This is a genomic window from Soonwooa purpurea, assembly GCF_053891095.1.
The window spans coordinates 1-19,290 of sequence record NZ_JBSSMA010000006.1 but is presented as its reverse complement, the minus strand read 5'-3'; the positions used below and the strand labels follow the sequence as shown (position 1 = coordinate 19,290).

The 19,290-nt window shown below is 35.5% G+C and carries 20 protein-coding genes, 1 rRNA gene and 1 pseudogene; 12 read left to right on the top strand and 10 right to left on the bottom strand.

Going from position 1 to position 19,290, the window contains the following annotated elements; genetic code table 11:
• Positions 1-53 precede the first annotated feature (53 nt).
• Positions 54-1,841 (bottom strand): ComEC/Rec2 family competence protein, encoded by a 1,788-nt coding sequence (locus ACVFVN_RS06945; protein WP_456234747.1) that lies wholly within the window; start codon positions 1,839-1,841, stop codon positions 54-56.
• A gap of 61 nt (positions 1,842-1,902) precedes the next feature.
• Positions 1,903-3,009, bottom strand: coding sequence for a lipid-A-disaccharide synthase (lpxB, locus tag ACVFVN_RS06940; protein ID WP_456234746.1), 1,107 nt, complete (start codon positions 3,007-3,009; stop codon positions 1,903-1,905).
• Positions 3,010-3,115: 106 nt separating this feature from the next.
• Between lpxB and ACVFVN_RS06935 the strand changes: the two genes are divergently transcribed.
• Genes ACVFVN_RS06935 through ACVFVN_RS06925 form a run of 3 tightly spaced genes read left to right on the top strand, consistent with a single transcriptional unit; the run spans position 3,116 to position 4,814 of the window.
• Entirely contained in the window at positions 3,116-3,628 is a 513-nt protein-coding gene (locus ACVFVN_RS06935) for a DUF2480 family protein (protein WP_456234745.1), read from the top strand.
• Between the two features lie 10 nt (positions 3,629-3,638).
• Complete coding sequence (locus ACVFVN_RS06930; protein ID WP_165134242.1) at positions 3,639-4,109, top strand: nucleoside deaminase; 471 nt, start codon at positions 3,639-3,641, stop codon at positions 4,107-4,109.
• A gap of 51 nt (positions 4,110-4,160) precedes the next feature.
• A complete protein-coding gene (locus ACVFVN_RS06925; RefSeq protein ID WP_165134245.1) occupies positions 4,161-4,814 on the top strand; it encodes a DUF937 domain-containing protein in 654 nt (217 codons plus the stop codon).
• Positions 4,815-4,843: 29 nt separating this feature from the next.
• Here the strand turns inward: ACVFVN_RS06925 and ACVFVN_RS06920 are convergent, their stop codons facing one another.
• Positions 4,844-5,134: a 30S ribosomal protein THX gene (locus tag ACVFVN_RS06920; RefSeq protein WP_456234744.1), complete on the bottom strand. Its 291-nt coding sequence runs from the start codon at positions 5,132-5,134 to the stop codon at positions 4,844-4,846.
• Between the two features lie 348 nt (positions 5,135-5,482).
• Here ACVFVN_RS06920 and aspS point away from each other — a divergent pair, with 348 nt between their 5' ends.
• Together aspS and ACVFVN_RS06910 are read left to right on the top strand one after the other, a co-directional pair.
• Positions 5,483-7,237, top strand: a complete 1,755-nt coding sequence (aspS, locus tag ACVFVN_RS06915) for an aspartate--tRNA ligase (protein ID WP_456234743.1) — start codon at positions 5,483-5,485, stop codon at positions 7,235-7,237.
• A gap of 204 nt (positions 7,238-7,441) precedes the next feature.
• Positions 7,442-9,130 carry a putative transporter gene (locus ACVFVN_RS06910; RefSeq protein WP_456234742.1) on the top strand — a complete coding sequence of 563 codons (1,689 nt, stop codon included), beginning with the start codon at positions 7,442-7,444 and terminating at the stop codon, positions 9,128-9,130.
• Positions 9,131-9,166: 36 nt separating this feature from the next.
• On the opposite strand, the gene ACVFVN_RS06905 is transcribed toward ACVFVN_RS06910, so the two are convergent.
• Positions 9,167-9,886: an SDR family NAD(P)-dependent oxidoreductase gene (locus tag ACVFVN_RS06905; protein WP_456234741.1), complete on the bottom strand. Its 720-nt coding sequence runs from the start codon at positions 9,884-9,886 to the stop codon at positions 9,167-9,169.
• A gap of 67 nt (positions 9,887-9,953) precedes the next feature.
• Between ACVFVN_RS06905 and aroC the strand changes: the two genes are divergently transcribed.
• The 4 genes from aroC (at position 9,954) to ACVFVN_RS06885 (ending at position 12,846) form a co-directional block, all read left to right on the top strand.
• Positions 9,954-11,015, top strand: a complete 1,062-nt coding sequence (gene aroC, locus ACVFVN_RS06900; RefSeq protein ID WP_456234740.1) for a chorismate synthase — start codon at positions 9,954-9,956, stop codon at positions 11,013-11,015.
• A gap of 65 nt (positions 11,016-11,080) precedes the next feature.
• A complete protein-coding gene (locus tag ACVFVN_RS06895; protein ID WP_456234739.1) occupies positions 11,081-11,656 on the top strand; it encodes a thioredoxin family protein in 576 nt (191 codons plus the stop codon).
• 209 nt (positions 11,657-11,865) lie between these two features.
• On the top strand, positions 11,866-12,423 hold the full coding sequence (locus tag ACVFVN_RS06890) for a TlpA disulfide reductase family protein (RefSeq protein ID WP_456234738.1): 558 nt from the start codon (positions 11,866-11,868) through the stop codon (positions 12,421-12,423).
• Between the two features lie 90 nt (positions 12,424-12,513).
• Positions 12,514-12,846, top strand: coding sequence for a YkvA family protein (locus ACVFVN_RS06885; RefSeq protein WP_228455829.1), 333 nt, complete (start codon positions 12,514-12,516; stop codon positions 12,844-12,846).
• 62 nt (positions 12,847-12,908) lie between these two features.
• Here the strand turns inward: ACVFVN_RS06885 and ACVFVN_RS06880 are convergent, their stop codons facing one another.
• The 3 genes from ACVFVN_RS06880 to ACVFVN_RS06870 all read right to left on the bottom strand — a co-directional run bounded on the left by ACVFVN_RS06880 (position 12,909) and on the right by ACVFVN_RS06870 (position 15,902).
• A complete protein-coding gene (locus tag ACVFVN_RS06880; RefSeq protein ID WP_456234737.1) occupies positions 12,909-13,166 on the bottom strand; it encodes a NifU family protein in 258 nt (85 codons plus the stop codon).
• A gap of 3 nt (positions 13,167-13,169) precedes the next feature.
• Positions 13,170-14,270, bottom strand: coding sequence for an Mrp/NBP35 family ATP-binding protein (locus ACVFVN_RS06875; protein ID WP_165134271.1), 1,101 nt, complete (start codon positions 14,268-14,270; stop codon positions 13,170-13,172).
• A 93-nt stretch (positions 14,271-14,363) separates the two neighbouring features.
• The gene (locus tag ACVFVN_RS06870; protein ID WP_456234736.1) at positions 14,364-15,902 is read right to left on the bottom strand and encodes a dicarboxylate/amino acid:cation symporter; all 1,539 of its coding nucleotides are present in this window, start codon (positions 15,900-15,902) and stop codon (positions 14,364-14,366) included.
• A gap of 157 nt (positions 15,903-16,059) precedes the next feature.
• Here ACVFVN_RS06870 and ACVFVN_RS06865 point away from each other — a divergent pair.
• The 3 genes and pseudogenes from ACVFVN_RS06865 to ACVFVN_RS06855 all read left to right on the top strand — a co-directional run bounded on the left by ACVFVN_RS06865 (position 16,060) and on the right by ACVFVN_RS06855 (position 17,866).
• A pseudogene (locus tag ACVFVN_RS06865) lies at positions 16,060-16,890 on the top strand (UDP-2,3-diacylglucosamine diphosphatase).
• Positions 16,887-17,672: a glycosyltransferase family protein gene (locus ACVFVN_RS06860; RefSeq protein WP_456234735.1), complete on the top strand. Its 786-nt coding sequence runs from the start codon at positions 16,887-16,889 to the stop codon at positions 17,670-17,672. Before ACVFVN_RS06865 ends, ACVFVN_RS06860 begins: the two are co-directional and overlap by 4 nt.
• Positions 17,663-17,866 (top strand): hypothetical protein, encoded by a 204-nt coding sequence (locus ACVFVN_RS06855; RefSeq protein WP_456234734.1) that lies wholly within the window; start codon positions 17,663-17,665, stop codon positions 17,864-17,866. The genes ACVFVN_RS06860 and ACVFVN_RS06855 overlap by 10 nt, the downstream gene beginning before the upstream one ends.
• Before the next feature lie 44 nt (positions 17,867-17,910).
• Here ACVFVN_RS06855 and ACVFVN_RS06850 read toward each other — a convergent pair whose 3' ends face one another.
• From ACVFVN_RS06850 to rrf, 3 genes are all read right to left on the bottom strand, one after another.
• Positions 17,911-18,327 (bottom strand): SH3 domain-containing protein, encoded by a 417-nt coding sequence (locus tag ACVFVN_RS06850; protein ID WP_165134283.1) that lies wholly within the window; start codon positions 18,325-18,327, stop codon positions 17,911-17,913.
• 5 nt (positions 18,328-18,332) lie between these two features.
• Positions 18,333-18,803, bottom strand: coding sequence for a BON domain-containing protein (locus ACVFVN_RS06845; protein WP_456234733.1), 471 nt, complete (start codon positions 18,801-18,803; stop codon positions 18,333-18,335).
• Between the two features lie 406 nt (positions 18,804-19,209).
• Positions 19,210-19,290 (bottom strand): 5S ribosomal RNA (gene rrf, locus ACVFVN_RS06840); the annotation flags it as partial.

Genomic DNA, 19,290 nt, shown 5'->3' with positions numbered 1-19,290 from the left:
TGAGATATGTCAGAATTTAGTAGTTTGTAATCTTTCTAAATAAATAAAAGATTTTATGGATCAATTTTATAATATTTCCCTTGATAATTAATTCCCGAAACCGCTTCAGAAATCATTATAATTTTACATTCTTTAATACGTCGAAATGACAAGTAAGGATTAACTAAAAACTTCTTAACAGAATCTATATCAGAACCTTCTTTTAACAAAACCAATACATTCGATTTTTCCTTTATGAGAACAATATTATTTTTAAACAACTCGATTTTTAAAACTTCATCCTTTTTAAAATGATAAAAATTAACACCTAAATTAATCAGCCAAAATAAAAGTATTGTAAAACCAAAATTCAAAAGATGTCTCAAATCTCTTTTAATCAAAACAAATCGTAAAAAATAGACTACAATTAATGCCAAAACAACTTCTAATAAGGAAAAACCAATGTTTTCAAACATTAAAAAATCTAAAGTGGCAAACCAATGAATAAACTTTAATAAAATATCGACAAAAGTATCATACAAGATATTTAGCCAAGAATATTCAAGATTAAAAGCAAATAAAAGCACCATTAGTAAGGAGAAAACAATAATAATTTCAGAAAACGGAATCACGCAAAGATTCGCAAAAATCGACACCAAAGAATATTGATGAAAATAATACAAAACAAGTGGCAAAGTTGCCAACTGTGCCGACATTGACAAGCTAAAAATCGCCACGATAAATTTGTAAATTTTATAATTCTTCTTTGGAAAAGATTTCAAAATAGGTTGATACAGCCAAAAAATCCCAAGCACTGCAACATAACTCAATTGGAAACCAACGTCAAACAATTGTTGTGTATCCCAACATAAAATAAGAAATGCCGAAACCGCTAAACTTTGCAACAAATGCGGTTTTCGATTGAGCAAACCCGTAATATAATAAACGCTAATCATAATACAGGAACGCACAACCGAGCTTCCGTAATCGATAAATATCGCAAAAGTCCAAATCGCAACTAGAGCAGTGACAACTCCAATTTTTCTGTATTTCACAGGGAAAGTTTTGTTTAAAACCAATAAAACCAACCAAAATATAATCAACATGTGAGATCCAGAAATCGCTAAAAGATGCACCAGGCCAGATCTATTAAAATCCGAAACCGTTACATCGTCCATGCCTGTGCGATCGGCAAGAATAATTCCTTTCAGAAATTCCTGATTTTTTGTTTGAAGATTAGATTGACCAATTCTCTGCAAAGTCTCTAATCGAAGTTGTTTGATTTGATCCTTAAAAGAAATTTGAGGTTTTAGCGTTCGCAAAATCTCTGAATTTGCAAATGCCAAAGCCGAAACTTTTTGCCGTTCCAGATATTTTGGATAGTCAAACTGAAATGCGAATTTTGGTGATTTTAAACTAGAAAAATAAACTTCCGACTTGTAAATATGCCGAAAATCCAAGTCTGCTTTTTGTCTAGGAATTTGTAAAACAGCTTTGAATTGTGTGTCTTTATTATTAGAAACAGACAAGACATCGATTTGATATTTTTTATATTTTTCGTTGGAATTAAGCTTTTTATCAATTTTAAAAACAATATGTTTCTTTGTATCAAAATTGATTTTTTCAAAATCTTTAATATTAAAATCGTGAAATAGAAAGCCTAAACAAAAAAAGGCAAAACCCAACAACCATTGTCGCTTTTTGACAAAGAAATAGGATTTAACCTTAAAAGAAAATCCAACAATTAGATTACAATATAAAAAAAGGAATAAGATAAACCCAAAATACAAATCAACATAATCTCGAAGAATAATTCCAAGACAAAATGTCGACAACATCACAAATAAAGGCTGGCGAGACATAAGGCACCATTTTAATGTTTTGCATTAAAAGTAATAAATTTTGGAATTACAAAAGACAATATTATATTATGTTAACTACCACATCAGCAGCGTGTTGACTCGCGCCTTTCCCACCAAGCTTTTCACGTAATTGGGAAAAATCATTCAACATTTTTTCTCGGTCAGTACCGGACAAAATCCTATTGAGTTCTTTCACTAAATTTTGGGTGTTCAACTCATCCTGAATCAATTCTGTAACAATTTCGCGATCCATAATTAGATTAACCAGAGAAATATATTTGATGTGTTTAACAAGACGTTTAGCAATTTCATAGGAAATCTTACTGCTTTTGTAGCACACAACTTCGGGTGTATTCAGCAATGCCGTTTCCAAAGTCGCCGTCCCAGAAGTCACCAAAGCTGCCCGAGAACATCTCAACAAATCGTAAGTTTTATTAGAAACGAAATGCACATTTTCATCCACATATTGCTCATAAAAATCTTTTACCAAACTTGGCGCACCAGCTATAACGAATTGATATTCTTTAAAATACGAGCGAACCGACAACATCAGTTCCAACATTTTTTTGACTTCCTGCTCGCGACTTCCTGGCAACAAAGCGATGATGGGTTGATTATTAAGATTGTTTTCTTTTTTAAACAATTCAGCGTCGATGTTTGGCAAATCCGAAATAGCATCTAACAAAGGATGGCCAACGAAATGTGCATCAACTTGATGCTTTTTATAAAAATCTTTTTCGAAAGGAAGAATTACGAGCATGTCATCTACATATTTTTTAATCGTTTCTACACGACCTTCCTTCCAAGCCCAAAGTTGCGGCGAAATATAATAAACCACCCGAATACCCAAAGATTTTGCAAATTTTGCAATACGAAGATTAAACCCAGGATAATCTACAAGCACCAAAACATCAGGTTTGTAAGTTGCAATATCTTTTTTACACAACTTGATATTTTTAAGAATCGTTCCTAAATTCTGAACAACCTCAACAAATCCCATAAAAGCCAAATCACGATAATGCTTGACCATAGTTCCGCCTTGCGCCTGCATCAGATCGCCACCCCAAAACCGAAAATCAGCATTGGGATCTTTTTCTTTTATCGCTTTCATTAAGTTGCTTGCGTGGAGATCTCCAGAAGCTTCGCCTGCTATAATATAATATTTCAAAATAAATTTGAGATTTGAGATTTGAGATTTGAGATTTGAGATTTTAAAATCCGCCACCAAATCAAATATTTGACTTAATTTTGTGTAAAGATAAATATTAATTGAAATGTCGGAAGAATTCGAAATTAGAAATAAAGTTGCAGAGAACACGAGTTTGGTAAATTTTGATTTGTCGAGTCTTATGCCGAGAGGGAAGAAACTGGGAATAGATTTAAAAGACTTCCTTTACCAAGGTCTTATTCTCCGCGAAAAGGAATATCGTGAGATGGTTGCCAATCTTAATCCTGAAGATTATCGCGATGCTTATGTCTATATCTATTGTTCGGAAGATGCGATTATTCCGTTATGGGCCTATTTTTTAATCACAGCAAAATTAACCGATGTTACCAAAAAAATCGTCTTTGGGAGCTTAGAAGATCTCAATATTCTTTTGATGCACAATGCGATTAAAACCTATGATTATTCTGAATTAAAGGACAAACGCATTCTTGTAAAAGGCTGCTCGGATATAGAAATGCCCAATAACGCTTATATCGAACTTGTAGAACAACTGAAACCCATTGTCAAATCTTTGATGTTTGGGGAAGCTTGTAGCAACGTTCCTATTTTTAAAAACTAAACAAAATCCCATGTCGAATCACGAAAACTTTATGCAAAGAGCCATCGAGTGCTCTTGCGAAAATCTTGACTTAGGCGGCGGCCCTTTCGGTGCTGTCATTGTAAAAAACGGAAAAATAATTGCTGAAGGCAGCAACAAAGTAACTCTTAATAACGATCCTACAGCACATGCGGAGGTTGTTGCCATTAGAAATGCGGCGAAACATCTTGATGATTTTAATCTTTCTGGTTGCGAAATCTACACGTCGTGCGAACCTTGTCCTATGTGTCTAAGCGCCATCTATTGGGCTAGAATCGACAAAATATATTATGCCAACACCAGAAACGACGCCAAAGATATCGGTTTTGACGATTCTTTAATTTATGATGAAATACCTTTAGCTATTGAGGATCGAAAAATCCCGATGGTGCAACTTCTTCGTGATGAAGCGCAAAGCACCTTTCAAAAATGGACAAAAAAGGCAGATAAAACAGAATATTAATTACCAGAAAAAAACTATATTCGTTTAATCAAAAATAAATTTAAAAACACTATGAGCTTACTAGACCTATTAACAGGAAACACTAGCAACCAAGTTGCAGAACAGGCCGAAAACAAATTCGGAATCAGTAAAAATCAAATTATTGCATTACTTGCAGTAGCCACACCTTTGGTTATTTCTTATCTTAAAAACAAATCTCAAGACGCCAAAGAAGCAGAGGCGCTCAACAACGCACTAGACAAAGACCATGACGGAAGCATTCTTAACGACCCGTCTCAGGCCATCAACAGACAATCCGAAGGCAATTCAATACTTGATCACATTTTTGGAGGAAATAAAGCCAACGTCGAAAATCAGCTTTCTCAGAATACAGGGATTTCTATGGACAAAATTGGTCCTGTTCTAGCCATGTTAGCACCAATTATCATGGGATACATTGGAAAAGAAAAGCAAGCTAACAATGTAAACGCAGGTGGATTAGGCGATTTATTAGGAGGTATTCTTGGTGGTGCTTCTCAACAAGCCCAAACGCAACAATCCAATCCTTTGAATGATATTTTGGGAAGTGTATTAGGCGGCGGACAAAGTCAAGGTTCTGGAAACCCTCTTAACGACATTCTTGGAAGCGTTCTCGGCGGAGGCAATCAACAAAAATCTCAGCAAGGCGGCCTTGGAGGTTTGCTAGGAAGTATTTTTGGAAAATAAGCTTTTTTTAAAATATAAAAAACCGAAGATTATTCTTCGGTTTTTTTCTTTCTTGTGGTTTTGGGTTTTGCCTCAGCAACTTTAGTTTCTTCTTTCTCCACTTTCTTTTCTGCCTTAGGTTTTGTCGCTTTTACCTTGGTTTCTTTATCAGCATTTACAATTGTTACAACTTTTGCAACATTGGATTTTTTAGGCCTTCTTTTTCCATAAGAACCATTTGTTATCTTGCCTCTGCGAGACTTCTGATCTCCTTTTCCCATATCAAAAAATATTAAGTATTTGGTTATTACGAATTTATGAAAATTTAATTTAACATTCAAAAGCACAATATTATTTTGGCGTGTCCCATTGTTCCTCCAAAACAAATTCCAAAGCGAAACAAATGGGTCGCTACGTCCGCTTCTATCTTTGGGCTCGACGCTCGGATGGCTCCGCTATCGCTCCGCCACCTCACGCCAAGCCCAAAGGATATCCGCTATCATCGCTCACGCAGATTCAGCAACAAACGAAAAATTGGCAAAAATTTGAGCACAACCCAAATCCTATCTACACAAAAAATTTAAAAACTAATATTAAGAACTATCATTGTAACAGATTTTTTATTCCAAATCAGTATCTTTGCACTTTGAAAATTTCAAATTTCAAACCTCAAATTTTAAATCAAAATTATGTTCCGTACACACACCAACGGCGAATTATCGCTGAAAAATCTAAATGAAGAAGTAACACTTTCAGGATGGGTACAAACCATTCGTGACAAAGGATTTATGATTTGGATCGATTTGCGAGATCGTTACGGAATTACGCAGTTGATGTTCGACCAAGACCGTTCTTCGGTTGAATTAATGGAAAACGCTAAGAAATTAGGTCGTGAATTTGTAGTTCAGGTGAAAGGTCAGGTGATTGAAAGAGCATCCAAAAACCCCAATATTCCAACTGGGGAAATAGAAATTTTAGTAAAGGAATTAACGATTTTAAATGAATCTCAACTTCCTCCATTTACCATTGAAGACGAAACCGATGGCGGTGAAGAGCTGAGAATGAAATACAGATACTTGGATATCCGTAGAAATCCTGTGAAAGATAAATTGATTTTCCGTCATAAAATGGCGCAAAAAGTAAGAAATTATCTTTCAGAAGAAGGTTTTATCGAGGTGGAAACGCCAGTTTTAATTAAATCTACTCCAGAAGGAGCGAGAGATTTTGTGGTGCCAAGCAGAATGAATCCTGGACAGTTTTATGCACTTCCCCAATCGCCACAAACCTTCAAACAATTATTGATGGTAGGTGGAATGGACAAATATTTCCAAATTGTGAAATGTTTCCGCGATGAGGATTTAAGAGCCGACAGACAACCAGAATTCACGCAAATAGATTGCGAAATGGCTTTCGTAGAGCAAGAAGACATTATGAATGTTTTTGAAGGCATGACGAAAAACCTTTTGAAAGATATTACAGGAAAAGAATTCGGTGATTTCCCAAGAATGACTTTCGCAGATGCGATGCAAAAATATGGAAACGACAAACCAGACATCCGTTTCGGAATGGAGTTCGTGGAGCTGAATGATTTAGTGAAAGGAAAAGATTTCAAAATTTTCGACGAAGCTGAATTGGTAGTCGGAATTAATGTTGAAGGCTGTGCAGACTACACCAGAAAACAAATTGATGAGTTAATTGACTGGGTAAAAAGACCACAAATTGGTGCAACAGGAATGGTTTGGGTGAAATTCCAAAACGATGGTGTTGTTACTTCATCCGTGAATAAATTCTACAACGAGAAGGATTTAAAAGCCATTGCAGAGAAATTCGGAGCTAAAGCGGGTGATTTAATGTTGGTGATGAGCGGAAATGCCGATAAAGTAAGAACGCAACTTTCTGCTTTAAGAATGGAACTTGGAAATCGTTTAGGTTTAAGAAAAGGAAACGAATTTGCCCCACTTTGGGTAATCGACTTCCCACTTTTAGAATGGGATGAAGAAACAGGAAGATACCACGCAATGCACCACCCATTCACGTCTCCGAAAACCGAAGATTTTAGTTTATTGGAAACCGACCCTGGAAAAGCAAGAGCCAACGCTTACGATTTAGTTTTAAATGGTAACGAAATTGGGGGTGGTTCTATCAGAATTTTCGATAAAGATTTACAGTCAAAAATGTTTGATTTACTAGGATTCACAAAAGAAGAAGCGGAAGCGCAGTTCGGATTCTTAATGAACGCCTTCAAATACGGAGCGCCGCCACACGGAGGTTTGGCTTTCGGTTTTGATAGATTGGTAGCCATTTTAGATGGAAATGAAGTGATTAGAGATTATATCGCCTTCCCAAAAAATAATTCTGGACGTGATGTAATGATTGATGCGCCTTCACCAATCGCCAATGAGCAATTAGACGAACTGGAATTAAAACTGAATTTGAAAGATTAATTTTTCATTACAAAGAAAGTTAATCAAAAATTATAAAAATAGGCAAACTCCATTTTGAGTTTGCTTATTTTTTATGGATATGTCCAAACAGTTTTCGTACACAACTGATTTATCTCACCACGTAAAAAAAGAGATATTATCAACAAAATACCATGAATCCACATTCTTTGTTGTAGTTTTGAGAAAAACATTAAGAAATTAATTATGCTAGACTGGTTACACGCATTATTGCTGCCTTCGGAAAACCCAACAATTGTACAATCCATGATTAGCATCATGCTAGCAATAGGTGCTGGAGTTTTTTTTGGAAGATTAAAATTAGGAAAAATTACTTTCGGCGTTTCTGCGGTTATGTTTACGGGCTTATTATTAGGCCATTTAGGATATAGGATAAATCCAGAAATTCTGGATTTCATAAGAGATTTTGGTCTTATCTTATTCGTTTATGGGATTGGGCTTCAAGTAGGACCATCCTTCTTTTCATCTTTTCGAAGTGAAGGCATGAAATTTAACATTCTCGCCGTTTCTACAGTTTTGCTCGGCGGAGTTATCACCATTATTCTTCATAAATCGACAGGTCTTAGCATGGAAAATCTTGTCGGAATTATGAGTGGTTCCGTAACCAATACACCAGGATTAGGTGCTGCAAAAAACACCATCGAAGAGCTTGGTGCACAATTTCCTAGTAAAAAATTTGATGATCCAGCCATCGGTTATGCTATAACTTATCCTTTGGGCGTTTTCGGAATTATTCTTACTATAATTTTATCAAAAATATTTCTGAAAATCGATCCGCAAGAAGAAATGATTAAATTCAGAAAATCAAAAATTAACCGAGAACAACCTCTTATTCATAAAAAAATGAGAGTTACGAATTTTGATTTTGTTGGAATGCCTATCAAAAAAGTGATTAAAGAAATTAATCCGAATATTATCATATCCAGACTAAAACACAGCGGAACCGAATCTGTATTTTCGCCAAGATTAGACACTTTACTCCAAGAGCGCGATGTGCTGATGATTGTAGGAACAGAAAAGGATGTCGATAATTTTATCAAAAAATTGGGTCGTCCATCCACCGATCAATTCATTGAATCGGATGAAGACATCCAAATAAGAAATATCTTTGTAACACGCCGTTCCGCAATGCGCAAAAAACTTTCAGAACTTGATCTATACAATATTTATGATTTAAAGGTCACCCGGATTTTTCGCGCTGGCAAAGAAATGATTCCTCGTCCGTCGTTGGAACTCTTTTATGGTGACAAACTAAGAATTATCGGCACAAAAGAAGCTTTGGATGAAGCAGAAAAAATCATTGGTAATCAAGAAAAAAAACTAATAGAACCCGATTTTTTATCATTGTTTGCCGGGATACTTTTAGGCGTCATCGTTGGATCTATACCCATTGCGCTTCCTGGACTTCCTATTCCTATTAAACTAGGTTTTGCAGCGGGACCATTAATCGTAGCATTACTAATTTCGAGATATGGCGGCATCGCTTTTATTCATTCGTATATTAATAATGGCGCGACTTATTTTATGAAAGACCTCGGCATTTGTTTGTTTTTTGCCGCCGTTGGGATACATGCTGGCGAAAATTTTTATGATAATTTTATTGAATATAATGGCTGGCTTTGGTTATTATATGGTTCTGCGATAACCTTTATTCCTTTAATTTTTATGCTAATCGTAGGACATTTTTTCATGAAAATCAACTTCTTGCAATTGGCTGGAATTATGAGCGGAAGTTATACCGATCCTGCGGCTTTATCTTTCAGCGAAAATTATTTAAAAAATGATGTTCCCATACAAAGTTATGCCCAAGTCTATCCTTTGGTTACGATTTTCAGAATTTTTGTTGCCAGTCTGTTGATTCTTATATTTGGATAAAGATATTTTCTAAGCGAGGTTTTCACTTCGCTTTTTTTATGGTAATTTAGAAACTAAAGACTCTGGAAGAACTTTAAGAATCTGATAAATAATTTTCCATTTCCAATTGGGAACAATTGCGAAAGAATGTCCAGCATTTACAATATATTTTGCAACATAGTGGGGCTGCATTATAAGGTTTTTATTTAAGTCTAATCCCTCATTAATTTTGGTGTTAATGTAGCCAATCACCAAAACATTTACCTTAATATTCCGTTGAGAAAGTTCTTGCCGAAGTCCAGCCAGATATTGCGTGAAAGCCGATTTTGTACTTCCATAGATAAAGTTGGACTTTCTACCGCGCACGCCAGAAAGCGACGACAAACCGATAATTCTCTCCAAATTTTCATTCTCTTTATCAAAAGCAATAATATTGAGAATAGAAACTGCTCCTGCATAATTCACCTTCATCATTTGGAAGGTAGATTCAAAATCATAAAAAGCCTTTTCATTCTGAACCAAAAAACCTGCGGCATAAACAACAATGTTTGGTTTTTCAGGAAGATCATGATAAAATTTTTGATGAGAAGAAAAATCTGTTGCATCGAAATAAATCAATTTAACATTTGACTGCTCTATTCTATTTTCTTCAATAAAACTTTCTAATGACAATAAATCTCGGGAAGCCGCTACTACAAAATAGCCTTGTTGCACGTACAATTTTAAAGCTTGTTTTGCCACATCAGAATTGGCTCCAAGAATGAGAACATTTTTCATATGCCAAAGATAAAAAAGCCTATTTATTAAAGTATGAAAAGCCATTTAAAAATCTTAAATTTGTACTATGTTCAATGTCTTAGGAAATTTTTTGACGCTTTCCTCATTTGGAGAAAGTCATGGTGAAGCATACGGCGGTACGATAACCAACTTCCCGGCGGGATTAGATGTTAATCTGGAAGCAGTTCAACAAGATTTGGATCGTCGAAAACCTGGTCAATCTTCTATCGTTACACAACGTAAAGAAAGCGATACTGTCCGTTTCTTATCTGGAATTTTTGAGGGAAAATCAACAGGAACACCTATTGGTTTTATTGTAGAAAACGAAAACCAACGTTCCAAAGATTATGACCACATCTCTGGCGCCTACCGTCCTAGTCATGCGGATTATACTTACGATCAAAAATTTGGATTTCGTGATCACCGCGGTGGCGGAAAATCCTCTGCCCGAGAAACGCTCAACTGGGTTGTCGCAGGAAGTCTTGCCAAGCAACTTATTCCAGAAGTTGAAATTAATGCTTACGTATCCTCTGTTGGGGATATTTTTTGTGAAAAACCATATCAGGATTTAGATTTTACTAAAACCGAAAACAATATGGTGCGTTGTCCCGATGAGGAAACTGCAAAAAAAATGATTGAACGTATTAAAGAAATTAAAAAAGACGGCAACACCATAGGAGGAACCATAACGTGTGTTATCAAAAACGTTCCCGCCGGTTGGGGCGAACCTATATTTAACAAATTACATGCAGAGCTTGGAAAAGCCATGCTCAACATCAACGCTTGTAAAGCTTTTGAATATGGAAGTGGTTTTTGTGGTGCAAAGATGACTGGGAAAGAACACAATGACTTGTTCAATCCAGATGGCACAACCCAGTCCAATCTTTCGGGAGGCATCCAAGGGGGAATTTCTAACGGGATGGATATCTATTTCCGTGTAGGTTTTAAACCCATTGCTACCATTCTGCGCCCGCAAGAAAGTATTAACAAAGAAGGCGAAATAGTCATTGTAGAGGGCAAAGGCCGCCACGATCCATGCGTTTTGCCTCGTGCGGTTCCTGTTGTAGAAAGTTTGGCAGCCTTTGTATTGGCGGACATGTTTTTAATTAATAAAATAAGAAGATTATAATTGCTGATATGTAATATTTGTTACAGTCATTGATAATAAATAAACTGAGATTTGTAAAAAAAGAAATGGAAATAAAAAAATTTTGGGATAACGGCGTAAGTTATCAAGAGTATCTAAGCAATGCAGCGGAACGTCTAGAACATCCACAAACAGACGAAGACAAAGATTACGAGGAGTATTACAAATTAGGGATTCAGCGTATGAATCGTATGAATGAAAAATTTCATCCTAATGAGCAACAGCTTGAAGTTTTGGCACAAAAAAAATTCGAGGGTAAAATTTTAATTATTTCTGAAGCATGGTGTGGCGACGCAAGCCAAGTGGTGCCTGTTGTTTCTAATTTTTTTGGAACAGAAAACGTTAAAATAAGTTATCGCGACCAAGAACCCTCTTTAATTGATGATTTTTTAACAAATGGAAGCAAATCTATTCCGGTTGTAATCATTTTGGATAAAGATTTTGATTACATTAATCATTGGGGACCGCGGCCTAAACATGGAAAAGAACTTTTAGAAATGCACAAAGCAGATCCAGAAGGATTTCCGAAAGAAGACTTCTATGTCAAGCTCCAAACTTATTATGCAAAAAACAGAGGTCTTGATACCATTGAGGAGCTTTTGGAATTGATCCCAAATCAGTAACTTGCGTGAGGGCGCAGTGCATTGTTGGAGCTCGTTTTATCGGGCGGCGGAGCGAAGCGGAAGCCGTCCGATAAAACAGCGACTGCACGGAGACCGACCCGCTTGTTTTGACGTTGGAAAATGCGCGACGTTTTTTTTAAAAAAACGTCGCGTATTATAGCAAAGGAAAACAAAGGGGCACGCCCAAAATAAATTTATAAATAAAAATTATGGCTTTTTTGAAAAAGAATTTGGTGTATGCCATTCTGTTGCTAGTTGTTTTGGCTTTTGCCTTGATAAAACCTTTGCGCGAATTCGTTAGTTCTCAGTTTGCGATGACTGCAACTGTGGACAAAGTGGTGGCTGAAAGCAGTTTCTCTGACGAGGATTTTGATATTGACCTAAAAGGGATTAATACGCCAAACGCTAAATTGAGCGACTTTAAAGGTCAAATTGTTTTTCTTAATTTTTGGGGAACTTGGTGCGCACCTTGCCGTACAGAATGGCCGAGTATCGAAGCTCTATACCAATCAAAAAAATCTAAAATGGCATTTGTACTAATTGCGATGCAAGATAAGGAAGATGATGTGAAAAGATTTGTTACCGAAAACCATTACACAGCCCCTGTCTATATTGCGGAAAGTCCTTTGACGCCCAAAATGTTGCCTAATGTTTTCCCAACAACATATATTGTTGGTCGTAATTTGCAGATTTTGAAAAAGGAAGACAGTACGCTGGACTGGAATTCTGACAATAGCCAAGCTTTCGTTGATAGCGTAACTAAATAATTTATAATTTGTTAAGACAGTCTTGGAATGTTATTTGCAAACTGAATGATGAAAAAATTTTATTAGCACACACCGATGAAATATTCTAAAATGAAACTTGCACAAGAAGCCCTGAAACACAAAGGCTTTATGCAAAAAATCCCAGCAGTCTATCGTATGATAAAAGCATGGCGCTCTGGAAGCTACAGTATGAAATTAACGGACATTTTGTTCCCTGCCTTGGCATTAATCTACGTTTTGTCACCTATTGATATTATTCCTGATTTTGTGCCTTTTGTTGGGGCTTTGGATGATTTAGCAATTTTAGCTTTTGCAATCCCCATGCTTTTGAAAGAGGTGGACAAATATCTGATTTGGGAGTTTCAGCAGAAGAACCCCGATTCTCCAGAGAAAAAAATTATCGATGCTGAGATTGTAGAATAAGATATAATTACGCCGGGCAACTTTGTTGCCCGGCGTAATTTTTTACAAAAAGACATAATGTCTTAGACCTCGCCTATATTAATAACTTCCAAAATTTCTGGAGCATATTGCTTAATGGTACTTTCTACACCCAACTTCATCGTAGATTGGCTGATGTGACAACTAGAACATGTTCCTAACAATTTCACATAAGCTTTGCTTTCTTTAACATCAATCAACTCTATATCGCCACCATCTTTATTCAAAAAAGGGCGAATACTTTCTAGAGCTTCCATAACCTTGGTTACCAATTCTTCATGTGCAAGATTTGTGTTTTCCATATTTTACTTTTTCTTTGGCGAACATCCCGCCATGGTTGTGATTTTTACAGCTTCTGTCGGTGGTAAATTTTTATTTCTTTCTACAAGACTTTCGATCATTCTTTGTGCCGTTTCTACATAGATAGCAGCAATTTTTGAATCTTCTTGCAAAGCTGCGGGACGTCCAACATCACCAGCTTCTCTGATGCTTTGGATCAACGGAATCTCTCCTAAAACAGGAATTCCTAAATCTTCTGCCATATATTGCGCACCTTGTTTTCCAAAGATATAATATTTGTTATCTGGCAATTCTTCTGGTGTAAAATACGCCATGTTTTCTATTAAACCAAGAACTGGAATATTAATACTTTCCATGTTAAACATAGCGATTCCTTTTCTAACATCTGCCAAAGCAACATGTTGGGGCGTACTTACAATAACTGAACCTGTAACAGGAACTTCTTGGATAATGGACAAATGGATATCACCTGTGCCTGGAGGAAGATCGATTAATAAGAAATCCAATTCTCCCCAGTTAGCATCACGAAGCATTTGGTTAAGCGCCTTACTTGCCATTGGTCCTCTCCAAACTACGGCTTGATTAGCGCCAGAAAAATAACCTATGGACAACATTTTAACACCGTAATTTTCGACAGGCTGCATCAGGTTTTTTCCATTAACTTCTACAGAAATTGGTTTTTGACCTTCTGTATCAAACATAGTAGGAACAGATGGTCCATAGATATCTGCGTCCAACAATCCTACTTTGAATCCCATTTTTGCTAAAGTCACTGCCAAGTTAGCAGATACTGTTGATTTTCCTACGCCTCCTTTTCCAGAAGCAATTGCAATAATGTTTTGGATTCCGGGAATTTGTTTCCCTTTTATTTCGGGCTGAGCAGGTAACTCTGGAGAAGCAATTTTTAATTTCAACTGAATTTCTTCGCCAAATTCTGAAGCAAAAGCTTGCTTCATGGCTACTTCTAATTTTTTCTTCTCATGCATCGCAGGAGAATGTGCTATCATATCGATATATACGTCGTTACCGACAATCTGTAGATTGGTAACTAAATCGTCTACTTCTATTTCTTTTAAAAAGTCCTGAACTCTTTCTTTCGTCAACATAAAAATTTGATATCTTTTATAAATACAAAAATACGGAAATTAAACCAATTTCCGTATTCAAATAATGTTTGCTAACTATAAGTATTATAGAAATTAACTTTCTATGACAGCGCCTTCACCTTCCAATTGCCCTTCCCATTTGCTAACGGCTGACGTTGCCAACGCATTTCCTAAAACATTGGTCATACTTCTTCCCATATCACAAAAATGGTCAATCGGCAAAATTAAAGCAATACCTTCTGGTGGAATCCCAAACATAGAACAAGTTGCAACGATAATCACTAAACTCGCTCTTGGCACTCCCGCAATTCCTTTACTCGTCAACATTAATACTAAAAGCATAATGACTTGTTGACCGATGCTCATTTCTATACCATAAATTTGGGCGATGAAAATAGAAGCAAATGTCATATACATCATACTTCCATCTAAATTGAATGAATAGCCTAATGGCAATACAAAAGATACAATTCTCTTATTACAACCAAAGCGTTCTAATTCTTCTACCAATTTTGGAAAAACAGCTTCCGAACTTGTCGTTGAAAATGCTATAAGTAATGGTTCTTTAATTCTTCTAATTAAACTAAATAATCGCTTTCCTAAAATAATATAGCCTACTAAAAGTAATACTAGCCAAAGCACAGCCAAGGCAAAGAAGAAATCCCGTAGATATATTGCATATACCAAAAATATCTCAAAGCCATTGGTCGCAACAACAGCGGCAATAGCGCCGAGAACCCCTAGAGGTGCAACCCACATAATATATCCTACCATTTTTAAAATGGCATGAGCACAAATATCCAAAGCCTTTACAATTGGTTTTGTATAATCTTCGCCCATCGCAGACAAAGCTATCCCAAACATGACCGAGAAAACAACAATCTGCAAAACTTCATTAGTTGCAAAAGCTTCGAATAAACTTTTGGGAACCATATGATTAACAAATTGTTCTAGAGAAAGTCCACTATGCGCACTTTTCATCAGATCTCCGGCGACTTCGGCAGCAGGCTTTTCTAGTTGCATAACTTTGCCAGGCTCCATCCAGTTCACTAAAACAAGACCTATGACTAAAGATACAAGCGATGCACTGATAAACCAAATCATCGCCTTACTACCAACACGACCAATCATCGCAATGTCGCTCATTTTCGCAATACCAACCACCAAAGTTGTGAATACCAAAGGCGCAATAATCATCTGTACCAGTCGGATAAAAATAGTTCCTAAAAGTTTTATCATATCCGAAAACGAGGTGATATTGTCTAAAGAAGTTACACGCCCAGCATTGGACTTTTCAACTTTTTCAATTTGAATATCTTGGTGGGCAAGTTGTGTCGGTTCAAAAACAGTTTTTGCACTTTGTCCTATTACAAGAACATCTTGACCTTTGTAAAGACTGGTTAAAGAATCTTTTTTCTTATCATTTTCAGCAATTACAAATTTCTGACTCAAAGATTGACCATCACTTGTTGTGAATTTCACTTCGTCCAAAAGCGGATGTTTAGCATCTACAATTTCTGTATTAATACGAATACTAGTTCCTCTTTCAAATTTATTAACAACGCCGCCAAGCACAACACCGATTATTAAAGCAATAATAATGGCAATAAAAAGCTTATTCTGTCCTTTCATAATTTATTCTAATCTTGCAAATATAAAATTTTGAAACGAATAAATACGGATTATCACTTTCTTGTTAATCTTTAGGAAACAATTTCGTTCTAAACAAATAATAATCACTTTACATCTACGTAAAACTAAAATGCGTTTTTTGTAAAAACCAAATCCTATGACAAGAAATCCTGAAATGGTCGTAATCTCTGACATCCATTTAGGCACTTACGGTTGCAAAGCCAAAGAATTGATGAAATATCTGCAAGTGATAAAACCAAAAGTTTTGATTCTTAATGGCGACATTATCGACGTTTGGCAATTTAAAAAAAGTTATTTCCCAAAATCGCATCTCAAAGTGGTGAAAAAACTCATCAACTTCGCTACAAAAGGAACAAAAGTCAATTACATCACGGGAAATCACGATGAAAGTTTTAGAAAATTTACAGATCTCGAATTAGGAAATTTGAAATTATGCAACAAACTCAATCTTGAAATCGATAGCAAAAAAGCATGTTTTTTTCATGGTGACGTTTTTGATGCGTCGGTACAACACTCCAAATGGATTGCTAAACTTGGCGGAAAAGGCTATGATCTTTTGATTCAAATTAATAATGCTGTGAATTGGATTTTAATAAAAAGGGGGCGCGAGAAATATTAGTTTTCAAAAAAAATTAAAAATAATGTCAAAAAAGCCATTAAATATATTGGCGATTTTGAATTGACAGCCTCAGAATTGGCCATCGAAAATCAATACGATTACGTGATTTGTTGATACATCCATCAGCCACAAATCCGAAAAATAGAGACCAAAAAAGGAAGCTGTATGTATCTCAACTCTGGTGATTGGATAGAAAATCTGAGTGCATTAGAATACGACAATGGTGTGTGGAAAATCGTCTATTTTGACGAGATAAAAGACCAATTGGAAACTAATAACGAAGTAGAAGAAGAGCTTTTAGATCTAGAAATTAAAGATCTTTTCCTCATGAAAAATATCGTGTTATGAAACTATTGTATGCACTACAAGGCACTGGAAATGGCCATATTGCTCGAGCCCAAGAGATTGTTCCCATTCTTAAAAAGCATGCTTTAGTCGATGTTCTCATAAGCGGGCATCAAAGCCAGTTAAAGCCCAAAATTGATATTGATTTTAGGTTCGGTGGCGTGTCATTACTTTATGATAACCATGGAGGTTTGTCGTATTGGGAAACCTTATTCAGAAATAATTATTGTAGAGCTTTACAACTTATCAATAATTTTGATTTAAGTAATTATGATCTCATTATCAATGATTTTGAACCCATAACAGCTTGGGCAGCAAAATTAAAAAACCATCCAATTATTGCATTGAGCCATCAGGCTGCATTATCTTTTCAGGGCGTACCTAAACCCGATTCTAAAAATTGGTTGGGAGAACAGATTCTGAACTATTATGCACCTTGCAAAGACAAAATTGGTTTTCATTTTGAAACTTTTCATCCTAATATAAAAACGCCTGTCATTAGAAAAGAAATCAGAAACCTAGATGCAATGCAAAAGGACTTCTATTTGGTATATTTACCTAGCTATTCGGATGAAAACATTTACGAAATATTATCTCAAATAGATGTTAATTGGAAAGTTTTTTCAAAAAAAGCAAATGAAACCTACCGCAAAAGCAATGTGGAATTTTATCCAATTAATCAAAATAAGTTTCTAGAAATTTTCTCTAACTGCGAAGGTGTTCTTTGTAATGCAGGTTTCGAAATGCCAGCAGAAGCTCTTTTCCTACAAAAAAAATGTTTGTAATTCCTATACAAAACCAATATGAACAGGCCAACAATACATCTTCTCTCAACAAACTCGGCATTAATAGTTCTGATAAACTTGAAAAAAATCACATTCAAGATTGGGTTAATGATCCTTTTAATGTTAAAGTTAATTACCCAGATAATATCGAAAATATAATAAAAAATGATATTATTAAAAAAGTTAATAAATAAAAAAACCTCCAAAAAGGAGGTTATATAATATTCTTAATTAAAAATTAAGCTTTCAAATATCTTGCATAAGCATAACCTTCTACGCCATCCGCAGTTTTCACTTTCCACCATTCGTTCGAAGATTGTTCTAAAAGGCTCACGGAAGAACCTTTGGCAGCTTTTCCCACAATGGATGCGTCCGTTGAAGGCTCTTGACGGATATTAAGATTTGACTCTTCAGTAGCTACTATAAGATTAGCGCCCGCACCCAAACCTTTTACTTGTACATCGATATTAATATCAGAAGCTGTAAAAGAAGGATCAATCGCTCCTAATGCATCCCAAACTTTATCTTTCGAAGCACTACTTGCTGCATCGCCAGTAATATAAAGAATACCATCTTGCTCTTGAACGTTAAGATTTCCTAACTCCGCAGAGTGTGCTGCAGAAATTACACCTGCATATTTATCCTGTAAACTCATAACTACTATTTTACAACTATTTTGTTATCGTATTTTCCAATTTTCAAAGCATCAACCGACTCTTTAACTTTTCTAGCGTCCGAAGCGGAAGCTGTCCCAGTCAAAGTTAATACACCGCCAATATCTTCAGCTTTTACACCTTTGATATCTTTAATAGCCTCGTCCACTTTTTGTAGAACTACAGCGTCAACCATATTAACTTCTACAGGCGGAGCAACTGTTGCCATATCATGAACATCTTTAATTCCTTCAACAGTTTTTAAGCTAGCAATTGCGGCATCTTTATCTGCCTGTGATGCAAATACACCACTTAGGTGAGCTTGCCCATCTTTTACTTCAACAGAAGTTCCAGGATAAGTTGTTACAATAGTTGTAGCCTTACTTGTCAAATCCGCATCAGAAACCTTTTTTTTACAAGAAACTGCAGTCATTGAAACCATTAAAGCCAAAGCTGCCATCTTTAGTGTTTTTTTCATTTGTATAAATTATTTTATTTATCAAATGTAGAAAAAAGAAAACAATTGAAACCCAGTTAAATCCTAAAATTTTCTTAAATAATCAATAAATACAATTCTTTATTAAAAATAAATCAGCTAAAACAAAATTTATCATTCTTGAAATCAATAAAAACAAAAATTTTAGATTAAATATAAAATATCAAAATTTTAATTTAAATAAAAGAAATAAGCAAGAAACAACTTTTTACTTTTTTAATTCATAATGCACAACGGATTAAATGCTATTAAAATAAAACCAAATTTTAATTTTAAAAGCATCAAAATTTTGTGTTTAAAACAACTTTGTTTTATTCCCTTTCTCCATTTACATTATATTCTAAAACAAAAAAAGCTCATCAACAATGTTGATGAGCTTTCAAATAAAAACTGGCGGCGACCTACTCTCCCGCGTTAGCAGTACCATCGGCGCTAGAGGGCTTAACTTCTGTGTTCGGAATGGGAACAG